Origin of the sequence: Corallococcus carmarthensis, assembly GCF_003611695.1 — a bacterium.
Classification (GTDB): domain Bacteria; phylum Myxococcota; class Myxococcia; order Myxococcales; family Myxococcaceae; genus Corallococcus; species Corallococcus carmarthensis.
The window spans coordinates 97,170-109,422 of sequence record NZ_RAWE01000008.1 but is presented as its reverse complement, the minus strand read 5'-3'; the positions used below and the strand labels follow the sequence as shown (position 1 = coordinate 109,422).

Genomic DNA, 12,253 nt, shown 5'->3' with positions numbered 1-12,253 from the left:
CTTCTGGCGCGGCCTGCGCCGTGCCCCCACCCACGAAGACAGCGACCACCGCCGCGGCGAAGGCGTTGCGGCATTTCAACCCGAAGTGCATGACTGCCTGCCTTTCCCATCCGACTGCGAGTGAAGGCGCGCAGACTAGGAGTGGCGTCTGACATGGCAGGCGAAGCCTGCGCCTGGAGGGGAGGCTACTTGCGCGTGAGTTCTTCGATTCGATGAATGACCGCCGCGCGCATCTGGCTTGAGACCGTGCGCTGCTCGAGCATGTCCGACATCCACAACCCGTCGATCGCCAGACGGCAGAGCGTGAGCTCCGGCGATTCGTGCTCCTCGCGGCTGAGTTGCGCCTCCCGCGCCTCGTCCCAGATGGAGCTCCAGAGCTCCCGGACCTCCGGGTCGAAGAGCATGAGCCCGATGAGCGAGCGCATGACCCGGGCCTCGTCGTCATCCGCGGGAGCGGCGACCGTCACCCGGAGATACGCGCGGGTTCCCCGGCCGTTGGCGTCCGGGTCCTTCTCCATCTCCGCGGCGACGGCCTCGGAGAAGCGCCGCGTCACGTCGTCGAACAGCGCATCGAACAGGATGGGTTTGCTCTGGAAATGTTCCAGGAGGTCCTCCTTCGGGATGCCTGCCCGCCGGGCGATGGCGTCGAGCGTCACGGCCTGAAGCCCCTGGGCCAGGATGAGGTCCGCGGCCACCCGAAGAAGCTGCTCGCGAGTCACCACAGGCTGCGTCTTCCTCCGCTCGGTCATTGCCATCACCTCTCGCGACGGGAACGCCGCTGCCCGTCCTTCCCATCCAATCACGAGTGACGTCAGGCAGGCTCGAAGTTGCACCCGGCCTTTTCGTGTCAGGTGGATGCGATGGGGTCCGGCCGGTATTCTTGAAGCCAGACCTTCTCCAGGCCCCAGGTGAAGAGCATCCAGTGGCCGGCATGGCCGGTGAAGCCCTCCGCCTGGATGGGGCGGGTGACGGTGATGATGCGCGTGCCTGGCGCGCAGGTGCGCAGGTGCGCGACGAGCCGGGCCTTCGTCTCCGGGCTGAACGCCACCCAGTTGCAGAAGATGTGGGTCGCGTCCCCCAGCGGTTCGCGGGTCAGGTCGCCCACGGTGAGCGTGATGCCCGCGGGCTGGAGCCACGGCGCCACGCGCGCCACGTGGTCCGGGACCAGCTCCACGCCATGCGCCCCGGCGCCCCACCAGCGCGCGGCGAGCAGCACGCGTCCCCGCCCCGCGCCCAGGTCCACCACCCGGCTGCCGCGCCCCACGCCCGCCCGCTTGAGGAACCACAGCGCCGTCACCAGCGGCGTCTCGCCGTACATCAGCTCGCGGAACGTCTGGCCCGTGGCCTGGAGCACGCGGGCCATCTCGAAGGTGCGCCGCGCGCTGTAGGGCGTCCGCAGGATGCGCTGCCACCACAACCCCAGGTACGGCTTCAGGAGCCGGGGACGCAAGAGCAGGAGCAGCAGGTCCGTCACCCGCAACACGACGGCGATGACGATGCCCTGCGACTGCAGCGACAGCCGCTCGAAGAACGACAGCTCGTACGCGTCCAGCGCGTCGTCGCGGCGCGGTGGGGACGCGGGAGGAGGAGCAGGGTCCGTCATGCGGCGCGGAGGCTTGCCGGATTCCGGACCTCACGCAATGCCCCGCGTCTGCGCGGGACGCGCCTGCCTCCTGCCCGGACGCGCCCGGGGACCTTCCACGCCGGCCCTCCTCGCAATCCCCTGGAATCTGGTGGGTTGCAGGTTTGGCGGGGTGCTGGTGCGCACCGTGCAACGGCATCCAGGCACCGTGGAACGCTCCCACCGTCGTGGGAGGAATTGACTGTCACGGGGAGTGAGACCGCCCATGTGCACCGACTTCCTGATCACCGGCAATGACGCCCGCGTCGCTTCCGGGCCCATCGCCGTCAATGGCCGCAGCATGGAGTTCGGTCCCGACCTGAATTCGCAGCTCATGGTCCACGCCGCGGGCCAGTCCTTCCAGTCCATGGGCCCCAGCGGCAAGCCGGGCCTGACGTGGAAGTCGACGTATGGCTTCGTCGGCCTCACCGCCCTCACGGACAAGGTCATCGTGGACGGCCTCAACACGCAGGGCCTGTCCGTGGGCGCGCTGTGGCTGCCGGGCTCCGCCTATCCCAAGGTGAGCCAGCCGGCGCAGGCGCTGGCGCTGGTGGACTTCGTGAGCTGGGCGCTGGGCACGTGCGGCAGCGTGGCGGACGTGCAGACGGCGCTGACCAGCGGCAGCGTGCAGGTCTGGGAGGGCGACCTCCTGGCGAAGCTGCTCCCGCTGCACTTCCCCATCCACGACGCCAAGGGCAACAGCATCGTGGTGGAGTTCACCCACGGGCAGCTCAACGTCTACGAGAACCCCGTGGGCGTCTGCACCAACGACCCGCCGTTCCCCGACCAACTGCTGAACCTGGGCGGCTACGCCAACCTCACGCCCTATGACGCGAAGCCCACGGAGCTGGGCTCCCAGTCGTTCGCGCCGGCCGGCCACGGCAGCGGCATGCGCGGCCTGCCGGGTGACTCGACGCCGCCCGCGCGCTTCGTGCGCGCCGCGTACCTCAAGCAGTACTCGCAGCCCCTCATCACGGCCGCGGACGCCACCACGCTCGCCTTCCACATCCTCAACACGGTGGACATCCCCGCCGGCACCAGCCGCTCCACGAACAAGCTGGGCAAGGACGAGCTGGACTACACGCAGTGGGTCGTCGTGAAGGACCTGGTCGCGCTGACCCTGTCCGTGCGCTTCTACGCCAACCCCTGCGTGTACTCGGTGAACCTCAAGACGCTGGACTTCAGCGGGGCCGCCGGGAAGCCCTTCCCCGTACCGGCCTCCCCCACCAGCATCGACCTCACCTCGAAGCTGGGGAGCTGACCCACCTCCATCAGGGCCCGCCGCCGCGAGGAGCACAGCGGCGGGTCCACGGCCTCACAGCAGCTTCTTCGCCGCCTTGGACAGGTTCTTGTCCGCGGCCACGGCGGGCAGGTCCATGAGGCGCTGCGCGATGTGCTTGCCCACCACCGCGCTCGAAGCCGCCACCTTCAGGTACACCGCCGCGCGGGCCAGCAGGTCCGGGTGCTCGAGGGACGCCTTCAACCGGGCCTCCAGCGCCCTGGCCAGGTCGGTGGGCTGGAAGCCCTCGAAGACGCTCCGGAACGCCTTCCGCTCCAGCTCCTCCGGGCGCTTTTCGGCCAGGTCCAGCGCGGGCTGCAGCATGGCCAGCCCCAGCGTGCGCATGGCCTCCGCGACGACGCCGGGCTTCCACCCGTCCACGAACGCCAGCAGCAGGGCCTCCGCGCCGCGCACGTCGCCCAGCATGCCCAGCGCATACACGGCGTGCTTCGCCTCCACGTCGTCGTGGCCGCGGCCCTGCACCATGAGGATGAACCGGTCGAGGACCTCCGCGTCCCCCATCCGCGCCAGCGCCTCCGCCGCCTCGCGCCGCACCTCGCGCGCCGGGTCTCCGTGCAGCACCTGGCGCAGCACGGGCATGGCCACCGTGCCCAGGTCCGCCAGCATGGCCACCGCCGTCCCGCGCGCGTCCTTCGTCGTCTCGGACAGCGCCGCCTGCATCAGCGGGACCGCCTTCTCCCTCCGGCGCCGCGCCAGCTCCGCCACCGCCGCATCACCCGTCTCCCGGGCCTGCACGTCCTCCAGCGTCTCCTTCGCGAACAGGCGCAGGCCCATGTCATGGCCCTTGCGCGTCAGCGCATCCAGCTCGCGCCGCGCCTGCACTCCGCCCATCACGCCCAGCACGCGGATGGCGGTGCGGCGAACCATGCGGCTGTGGTGCTCGCCCAGCGCGCTGCGCACGGAGCCCAGCGCGCTCTCGCCCAGCGCCGCCACCGTCCGCGCCACGAAGGCGCTCGCCGCGCCGTCGCTCCACGTCGGGTAGAACTCCCGCGCCAGGACGTCCGCGCCCAGGCTCGCGTAGTAGCGCGCCGCGTGTGCCGCAGCCTCGTAGCGCGTCAGCTCTCCGCGCGCCCGGCGCACCATGGCCTCGCCCGGCGTCAGCACCTCCTCCGGCCGGTGCACGCGGATGCTCGGGTGCGTGGGCACGGCCTCCAGCTGGGCCATGTCCACCTGCACCGCGCCCGACAGCCTCACCAGCGCGATGCCCAGCACCTGGTACACCTTGATGAAGTCATCCAGCCGCTCCGCCGGGTCCGACCGCTGCGCCAGCGCCTCCAGCAGCGCGCCCGGCTTCTCCAGCCCCAGCTCCTTCAGCCGAGACACCAGCGGATCCACCGTGCGAGGGCTCACCGCGGACAGGCCGCTGGCGAACGCGTCCGCCAGCTCGTCTCGCACCTCCGCGAGCGCGATGGCCGCCCGCGACGCACCCGCCGCCCGCGCCGCCTCCGCCCACCCGCTGCGGGGCAGCGCGTTCGGCGCGGTGGGAGCCCGCACGCGTCCCCGCCGCCGGGGTGACACGGGCGCGTCCTCCGAACGGCCCAACGCGCGCAGGTCCACCCCTTCCGGCGTCCGCACCACCACGGCGGTGGGGAACAGCGTGGGGAGCGCCGCCTCCAGGCCCACGTCGCCCAGCACCGCCAGGAGCTTCGCGTCCTCCAGGGCGCTCGACAGCGGCTCCTCCAGCGCCGGGTCCACGGGCAGGAAGAGGCCCCGCCCCGTGCCATCCACGAACTGGGAACGCGTCCCGCTGGCGAGCAGCGACTCCACCCGCACGGCCACCGGCAGCAGGTCCGGCGCGAACACGTCCTTGCGGTGCTCCTGGAAGGCCGTCATCACCGCGCCCACGTCCGGCAGCGCCACCTCCACCAGCCGCTCCAGCACCGCCTTGTCCACCGGCGCGCCGCCCGTCCACTCCTCCAGGTCCAGCCGGTTCGGCGCGAAACCCGGGTACTGCCCGCCCTTGGCGCCCTGGAGCACGTAGCCCGCGTGGCTCTTCTTGGGCGCCACCGTCTTGAGGGTGGCGGGGAGGATCTGCTTCTCGCTGTAGTGCCCGCCCGACACCAGGTCCACGAAGCGGCTCTCGCGGATGAGGAACCGGTCCGGCGTCACCTTCGAGGAGAACGCGTACTCCACCAGCGTCAGCCCGGTGACGGGCGCGCGGTCCTTCTTCGTCCACGTCTTGCCAATCAGCTCCTCGACGTGACGGGCCTCCAGCGCGTCGCCGCCCAGGTGCTTCTCCACCTTGCGCGCGGTGAGCAGCATGTCCGCCACCAGGTCCGTGTACGCCGGCGCCTCGAAGGTGCCCGTGCGAGCGGCCGCCGCGTCCAGCAGGCCCGCCAGCTCCACCGCCCGCGCGGACAGCCGCCGCAGGCCGTTGGCCCGGAGCGCCTCACCCAACGCGCGCACCTGCTCCGGCCGCTCCACGCCCAGCGACGCCACGCCCGACAGGCCCAGCTCGCGAACCAGCGTGGACACCTGCGCCACGCCCGCCTTCATCAGGTCGCCGGCTTCCGCCTTGCCCTTCTTCACGCTCTTCTTCGCGCCGCCCGAGCCCGCGGGCGCGACCGGGGCCGCCTCCGCCGTCACGAAGGCCTGCGGGGCCCGGGCCCACGCCACCAGCAGCGCCGCCGCGTGCTTGCAGAAGGGACGCGAGCGCGCCGCCATGCACGAGCACCGCCCCTTCACGTCCAGGCGCGCCTCGCCGAACACCAGCGTCACCTTGTACGGCGTCGCCCCGGAACCCGCCGCGTCCGCGAAGAGCCGGTTCTCGTAGCGCGACAGGTTGGTGAGCTGCTTGCCGTCGAACAGGGCCGCGCCCTTGGCCAGCTCTCCCTTGTCGCTGATGATCTCCGTCATTCCGCCCATGCCAATGACGGGCCGTACGTCAGCCATGACGCTCCCCCTTCTTGTCGTTGGACGCGAGCAGCGGCGCCAGGTCCTGGTTGCGCATCACCCGCTCCACCACGTCCACCAGCTTGCGCGGCGTGCACCCGAAGCACGGAATCCCCAGCGCGGTGAGCTGCTCCGCCATCGCGTGGTCGTACGACGGACGCCCGCTGTCCGACAGCGCCAGCAGGCACAGCACCTTCGAGCGTGAGTCCACCAGCTGCCGCAGCCGGGCCACCAGCTCCTCGGCGTTGCCGCCCTCGTACAGGTCGGTGATGAGGATGAAGAGCGTCTTCTCCGGCCGGCGCACGTAGTGCTCCTGCGCGTACGCCACCGCCCGGTTGATGTCCGTGCCGCCGCCCAGCTGCGCGGAGAAGAGCACCTCCACCGGGTCCGCCAGCACGGGCGTCATGTCGACAATCTCCGTGTCGAACAGCACCAGGCTCGTGCGCAGCACGTCCAGCGACGCGAAGATGGCCGCCATCACGGAGCTGTACACCACGCTCTCCGCCATGGAGCCGGACTGGTCCACCACCAGCGTCACGTCCCACTCATGGTGACGGCGCTGGTTGGGCCAGAAGTAGAAGCGCTCCGGGATGAGCCGCTTCTTCTCCGCGTCCCAGCCCTTGAGGTTGGAGCGGATGGTGCGGCGCCAGTCGATGTTGCGCGCGATGGGGATGGGGCTCGTCCGGTCGCGCCGCAGCGCCCCCAGCACCGCCGTGCGCAGCGGGGACTCCAGCTTCTTGCGCAGGTCCTCCACCACCTCGCGGATGATGGCGCGCGCGGTGTCCTTGGCCTGCTCCGGGATGAGCCCGATGGCGCTCACCAGCGTCGTCACCAGCTCCACGTTCTTGTCCAGGAAGGGCAGCGTCTCCGGCTCGAAGAGCAGCTCGGTGAGCCCCTTGCGCTCGATGGCGTCCTTCTGCACCAGCGCGATGACGTCGTCCTGGAAGAAGTCGCGCAGCGCGCCCAGCCACCTGGGCAGATAGGGCCGCGAGCCGCCCCGCCCCGCGGAGCGCTCGCCGTAGACGAAGGAGAGCGCGTCATCCAGGCCCTCCAGGTCGTCGCCCTTCAGGTCCACCGTGCCCGCGCTGGCGCCCAGCGCGCTCAGGGACGGACAGGAGCCCGTCTTCTCCGCCTCCGGGCCCAGCGCCAGCCGCCAGCGCAAGAGCGCGTCGCGGTCCTTCGGTTCCAGGTCCTTGGGGTCCACGCTCATAGCAGGTCATCCAGGTCGTCGAGCGCCTTGCCCAGGTCCGCGCTCAGGTCCTTCAGCGTCGCCTTGTCCTTCTCCTCCAGCACCGCCTTCACCGCGCGGCCCTTGTCCTTCAACTGGCGCACGCCCATCACGTTCTCCATCAGGTAGCGGCGCTCCGTGGCCCCCAGCGAGCCCAGCGCCCGGCGCAGCACCGGCAGCGTCTGCCGGAAGCGCTCGGGCTCCACGCTGACCAGGAAGTCGTCCAGCGCCTTCACCACGTCGCGGCTCTTCACCAGCACCAGCGCGTTCACCTGCAGGAAGCCCTCCAGGTACGCCGCCGCGTCCGCGGGGTCCACCGCCTGCGACAGCCGCCGGCCCACCTCCAGCGCCACCTCCGCCTCCGGCAGCTCGCGCGCCAAGTACAACAGGCCCGTCGCCAGCCCCGACGTGGCGGGGTTCACCGCGTGGCTCTCCATCAACCCGCGCGCCTCCACGAACCAGCCCGCCTTGTCCGCGCGAGGCTGGGACAGCGCCACCTCGTGCAGCGTGCGCAGCGCGTCCAGCACCTGGGCTACCGCGTCCGGCCCGCAGGCGCTGGCGTCGCGCACGCGCAGGAGCGCCCGGCCAAAGGTCTTCTCCCCCAGCGAGGCCACCGCCTCGTCGCCCACGTCCGAATGCGCGCGAGACGTGCCATAGGCCATCAGCCCGGACAGCGCCCGGGCCGCGGACGCCAGCGACGGCAGGTCCGCGTCCGTGGCCGCGTGCGCGTCACAGACCTTGAGCGCCTGGACCACCGTCTGGGAGCAGCCGGTGATGACGGACTCCAGCAGCACGTCCGCCGCCTGGGCCGTCGTCTTCGCCTGGGTCAGCCGCTCCTGGAGCACGCGCGTCGTCACGGCCTCCAGCGAGTCGCCCAACACAATCTTCTCCACCAGCGCCACGTCGGTGGACGGCGTCCACTGCGCCTGCCAGGCCTCGCGCACGCGCGTGAGCGCCGCGTAGCCACCGGCCTCCGCCTCCCCGCCCTTGCGCGACGAGCCCGTGCCGGACAGCGACGCGTACGGGATGCCCGCCACGCGCAGCCGGTGGAGGAACACGGAGGAGCCCACCTCCACCGGGTTGTTGAGCCGCAGCGAGAACGTCTCCGGGCTGTCCGTGCGCGGCAGCCGCCGCTCGCCCACCTCGCGCCAGAACTCCGCCTGGAGCGAGTTCTGTCCGATGCGGCTCGCCACCTGCCCCACTTCATGGCCGACGACGCTCTTCCACAGGAAGCTGTCCACGTGCGTCGCGTCGCCCCGGCACAGCGTGGCCACCGTCGCCTCTCTCAGCTCATCCAGGCCCGGAGCGCTCTTCTCGCGCAGGTCCGACAGCGTCACCGCCAGCCGGTACGCCTCCAGCACGTCCGACAGCGACGCGGAGAAGCCGCGCATCCGCAGGTGCGCCGCGAAGTCCAGCAGCACCTCCAGCGTGGCCCGCCGGAAGTCGCAGTTCGCCTCGTGGGCCTTCTGGTAGAAGTGCGGCGCCCGGTTGCCCGCGCCGTACCCCAGCTGCTCCGCCAGGCGCGGGAAGCTGTACGGAATCACCGTCACCGCGCACGGTCCGGGCGGTGGCAGCTTCGCCTCCTCCTTGGGGTCCACGTCCCCCGCCAGGAACGCCGCGGTGTGCGCCGCGCCCGCCACCACCGCCACCTTCTCCGGCGCCACGCCGCTCGCCACCACCTCCAGCACCTTGCGCGCCATGAAGGCGTCGCGCTGGCGGTGGTAGGCCGACCGGGGCCCCGCGTTGACCACGTCCGCCCAGGCGATGAGCACTGGCCGGAACTGCTCCGGGCTCCAGTCCGGCGCCTCGAAGGCCGCCTCCCAGAACTCCTCGAAGGAGCGGTGCCCCTGCGAGCGCGCGAACGCCTCCGTGAGCGGCACCGCCTCATCGGGAACCGGCGTGCTCCCTTCCATGGACTCCGACTCGGACTCCACTCCCAGCCCGGGAGGCGCGCGGTCCACCGCGAGGCTGACACCCACCGGGATGTCGATGAACTCCGCCCGCGCGCCGTTCGCCCGGGCCCACTTCAGCGCCTGGTACTCCGGCGAGTACGCCGCGAAGGGCCACAGCGACGAGGACGGCGTGCCATCCGTGCGGTAGCCCAGGATGGCCACGGGCGGCCGGGTCTGCGCGTCGCACAGCACGTCCACCAGCCCCGTGGCGTCACAGGGGCCCTCCACCAGGACGACGGTGGGCTTCACCCGCTCCAGCCACTTCAGGAGCACGGCTGTGGTGCGCGGCGAGTGGTGACGGACCGGGAAGTGCTGCACCCGGGAGAGCAGTGCCAGGTCCATCAGCCCCTCAGCAGCTTCTTGCTCGCGGTGTACAGCTCCTTCCACGGGCCCGTGCGGCTCTTGGCCACCGTCTCCATGTATTCGCGCAGCGCCTTCACGTCGTCCTCCTGCTCCTTCACCACCGCGCCCACCAGCGAGGCCGCCAGCTCCTGCGACGTCACCGTCCCGGAGCCGAACTGCTGCGCCAGGATGGAGCTGTTGAACAGCACGCTGATGGCCTCCGCCGTGGACAGCACCGCCCCGGGCGTGCGCACCTTCGTCTTGCCGTCCTTCGTCACGCCCTTACGCAGCTCGTGGAAGAGCGTCAGCAGCACGCGCGACAGCTCCTCCGGCGGCGGCACGCCCACCTGGTAGTCGGTGCGCAGCTCCGCCTCGCGCTTGGTGACGATTTGGATCTCCTGCTCCAGGTCCTCCACCACCGGCACGGTGACGAAGTTGAAGCGGCGCTTGAGCGCGGCGCTCATCTCATTGACGCCGCGGTCGCGCGTGTTCGCGGTGGCGATGAGGTTGAAGCCGCGCTGCGCGCTCGTCACCTCTCCCAGCTCCGGCACCGACACCTGCTTCTCCGACAGGATGGAGATGAGCGAGTCCTGAATCTCCGGCGACGTGCGCGTCACTTCTTCAAAGCGGGCGAACTTGCCCGTGCGCATGGCGCGCAGGATGGGCGACGGCACCAGCGCTTCCGGCGTGGGACCCTGCGCGAGCAGCAGCGCGTAGTTCCACGAGTACTTGATGTGGTCCTCGCTGGTCCCCGCCGTGCCCTGGACCACGAGCGCGGACGTGCCGCTGACGGCCGCGGACAGGTGCTCCGACAGCCAGCTCTTCGCGGTGCCCGGCTCGCCCACGAGCATCAGCGCGCGGTCCGACGCGAGCGTGGCGATGCACACCTGGATGAGCCCCTTGTCGCCCACGTACTTGGGCGTGATGGCCACGCCCCCCACGGGCTTGGGACTACCCAGGATGTACATCTCCACGGCGCGGGGCGACAGCGCCCAACCCGGTGGGCGGGGCTTGTCGTCATGCGCGGCGAGGGCGTCCAGCTCGTTCTTGTACTTCGCTTCGGCAGGCAGGCGGATGTCCGGCATGAGCTGCACGCTATCCACTTGGTCTGACATCCGGCAAACGTCCTGGCTGCCTTCCAGGTCGGCTCCAGAACCGGGGACGGACGACCCGTCCGGGCATCTGGATTTCATGCCGTGGTGTCCCCTGCGTGCGGATTCCGCGTCGTCCGGCCGGGTCCAGATGCGCGGCGGCCAGGTCCTGTCCCCCTCAGCTTTCCGAGTCCTTCTCAGCTTTCCGAGCGGTGCGGACAGAGGGCCCTCCTGGGAAGACCTGCTGGCATCCGCATTGCTCAGTGCCCGGACACACCGTTTGCCTCGGAGTTGTCCGTGAACATCCATCGACTGCGCCGTCTCTTCTCGCGGGCTCTTCACGCCTCGCTCGCCACGCCCCTGGTACTGGCGGGCTGTGGTGATACGGAGGGCAGCACGGACCTGACGGGCTACTCGGAGGTCGCGTGCAGTGCGGGCTACCTCTCCGTCAACGACCTCACGATGACCCCGGCGCCGGACTTCGTGCAATTCCGCTACATCAGCACCCACGTGGGCGAGCCTCCCGCCGACTACCTTCCGGCGGCTTCCTCCGGACAGGCCTGCGCGACGGCCACCGACGTTCCCACCTGCGAGGCGGCACTGGAGGACGCGATCGTCACCGCCGGCTTCCACCACGTCTGCCTGGACTTCTGCACGGACGCCTTCCTGGTGACGACGCGGGGTGACGAGGTGAAGACCCACGCGACGCTGGCGGAGCTCCAGCAGGTGCTGGGCACCATCGACACGGAGCAGGAGGCGGTGCTCAAGACCTTCGCTTCGGGCTACAGCCTCCTCTGCGGGAAGAAGGAATACGGCGCCGTGAAGAAGAACGCGGACGGCAGCTTCAACGTCATCGGCACGCAGGGCTTCGCGTGCGGGCCGGGCACGGAGATGACACAGCACGTGCTGAAGGTGACCGCCTCGGGTGAGGTCCAGGAGCTGGAGAAGCGCCTCCTGGAGAAGGGCGACCCGAACTGCAACATCGGCCGGCGGCCGGTAGGGCTCCAGGTGGCCGAAGCGTGCCAGAGCCCGGAGGCGCTGGGCCGCTACTTCGCGGACGCGGCGCACCTGGAGGCGGCGTCGGTCCATGCGTTCCTGCGGCTGCGCGATGAATTGGAATTGCACGGCGCGGACGTGGGCCTCCAGGACGCGGCACGCCGCAGCGCCATGGAGGAGGTCCAGCACGCCCGGGTGACGGACCGGCTCGCGCGCCGCTTTGGTGGCACGCCCCAGCGTCCGGTGGTGGCGGAGCTGCCCCCGCGCTCGCTCGTGGACGTGGCCCTGGAGAACGCCGTGGAGGGCTGCGTGCGCGAGACGTACGGCGCGCTGCTCGCCCACCATCAGGCGCTGCACGCGCACGACCTGGAGGTGCGGCAGGCCATGGTCCGCATCGCGGAGGACGAGACGCGGCACGCGGCGCTGTCGTGGGACGTCGACCAGTGGGCCCGGCCGCGCCTCTCCGCGCAGCAGCGGGACACCTTGAGGGAGGCCCAGCGGCGCGCGGTGGCGCTGCTGCGGCAGGAGGTCGCGGTGCCGCTCGACGCGAGCATCATCACCCAGGCGGGCATGCCCACGCCGGAGGCGGCCCTGGCGCTGCTGGACACGCTGGAGCAGGACCTCTGGGCCTGAACACCTATCGCGCAGGGGCGTTGATGGGCCCGTCGCTGCTGTTGTCCGGCTGCGATTCCGACGTGGACGCGGAGGGCGACAGGGAGGTGGCCTGCGAGCAGGCGCTGGCCGACCCTCCCCTCTTCGCGGACCTTCATCCCGCATCAGGGCTGGAGGCGGGCCGGGCACACGCGTCATGAACGGAGGCATCCCCCCTCA

General features: G+C 71.1%; 9 protein-coding genes. 3 read left to right on the top strand and 6 right to left on the bottom strand.

The genetic code is table 11. The annotated features are described in order from the left end of the window. Positions 1-185: 185 nt before the first annotated feature. A complete protein-coding gene (locus D7X32_RS04175) occupies positions 186-749 on the bottom strand; it encodes a TetR/AcrR family transcriptional regulator (RefSeq protein WP_158625608.1) in 564 nt (187 codons plus the stop codon). 98 nt (positions 750-847) lie between these two features. Next, the gene (locus tag D7X32_RS04170; RefSeq protein ID WP_244238839.1) at positions 848-1,603 is read right to left on the bottom strand and encodes a class I SAM-dependent methyltransferase; all 756 of its coding nucleotides are present in this window, start codon (positions 1,601-1,603) and stop codon (positions 848-850) included. A gap of 244 nt (positions 1,604-1,847) precedes the next feature. Here D7X32_RS04170 and D7X32_RS04165 point away from each other — a divergent pair, with 244 nt between their 5' ends. Continuing rightward, complete coding sequence (locus D7X32_RS04165; protein ID WP_120601188.1) at positions 1,848-2,882, top strand: linear amide C-N hydrolase; 1,035 nt, start codon at positions 1,848-1,850, stop codon at positions 2,880-2,882. Positions 2,883-2,936: 54 nt separating this feature from the next. Here the strand turns inward: D7X32_RS04165 and D7X32_RS04160 are convergent, their stop codons facing one another. The 4 genes from D7X32_RS04160 to D7X32_RS04145 are packed head-to-tail and all read right to left on the bottom strand — an operon-like array spanning position 2,937 to position 10,450. Beyond that, positions 2,937-5,813, bottom strand: coding sequence for a HEAT repeat domain-containing protein (locus D7X32_RS04160; RefSeq protein WP_120601187.1), 2,877 nt, complete (start codon positions 5,811-5,813; stop codon positions 2,937-2,939). Next, positions 5,806-7,023, bottom strand: coding sequence for a VWA domain-containing protein (locus D7X32_RS04155; protein WP_120601186.1), 1,218 nt, complete (start codon positions 7,021-7,023; stop codon positions 5,806-5,808). Before D7X32_RS04155 ends, D7X32_RS04160 begins: the two co-directional genes overlap by 8 nt. Further along, the gene (locus tag D7X32_RS04150; protein ID WP_120601185.1) at positions 7,020-9,335 is read right to left on the bottom strand and encodes a DUF5682 family protein; all 2,316 of its coding nucleotides are present in this window, start codon (positions 9,333-9,335) and stop codon (positions 7,020-7,022) included. Before D7X32_RS04150 ends, D7X32_RS04155 begins: the two co-directional genes overlap by 4 nt. Next, positions 9,335-10,450 carry an ATP-binding protein gene (locus D7X32_RS04145; RefSeq protein ID WP_244238838.1) on the bottom strand — a complete coding sequence of 372 codons (1,116 nt, stop codon included), beginning with the start codon at positions 10,448-10,450 and terminating at the stop codon, positions 9,335-9,337. The genes D7X32_RS04150 and D7X32_RS04145 overlap by 1 nt, the downstream gene beginning before the upstream one ends. A gap of 273 nt (positions 10,451-10,723) precedes the next feature. On the opposite strand from D7X32_RS04145, the gene D7X32_RS04140 reads away from it, so the two are divergent. Then, entirely contained in the window at positions 10,724-12,055 is a 1,332-nt protein-coding gene (locus D7X32_RS04140) for a ferritin-like domain-containing protein (RefSeq protein ID WP_120601199.1), read from the top strand. A gap of 23 nt (positions 12,056-12,078) precedes the next feature. Then, on the top strand, positions 12,079-12,234 hold the full coding sequence (locus tag D7X32_RS45325) for a hypothetical protein (RefSeq protein ID WP_158625607.1): 156 nt from the start codon (positions 12,079-12,081) through the stop codon (positions 12,232-12,234). The last annotated feature ends 19 nt before the right edge of the window (positions 12,235-12,253 follow it).

Coding starts and splice junctions, on each gene's coding strand:
- D7X32_RS04175 (WP_158625608.1), bottom strand. CDS start 749: ATGACCGAGCGGAGGAAGACGCAGCCTGTGGTGACTCGCGAGCAGCTT.
- D7X32_RS04170 (WP_244238839.1), bottom strand. CDS start 1,603: ATGACGGACCCTGCTCCTCCTCCCGCGTCCCCACCGCGCCGCGACGAC.
- D7X32_RS04165 (WP_120601188.1), top strand. CDS start 1,848: ATGTGCACCGACTTCCTGATCACCGGCAATGACGCCCGCGTCGCTTCC.
- D7X32_RS04160 (WP_120601187.1), bottom strand. CDS start 5,813: ATGGCTGACGTACGGCCCGTCATTGGCATGGGCGGAATGACGGAGATC.
- D7X32_RS04155 (WP_120601186.1), bottom strand. CDS start 7,023: ATGAGCGTGGACCCCAAGGACCTGGAACCGAAGGACCGCGACGCGCTC.
- D7X32_RS04150 (WP_120601185.1), bottom strand. CDS start 9,335: ATGGACCTGGCACTGCTCTCCCGGGTGCAGCACTTCCCGGTCCGTCAC.
- D7X32_RS04145 (WP_244238838.1), bottom strand. CDS start 10,450: ATGTCAGACCAAGTGGATAGCGTGCAGCTCATGCCGGACATCCGCCTG.
- D7X32_RS45325 (WP_158625607.1), top strand. CDS start 12,079: ATGGGCCCGTCGCTGCTGTTGTCCGGCTGCGATTCCGACGTGGACGCG.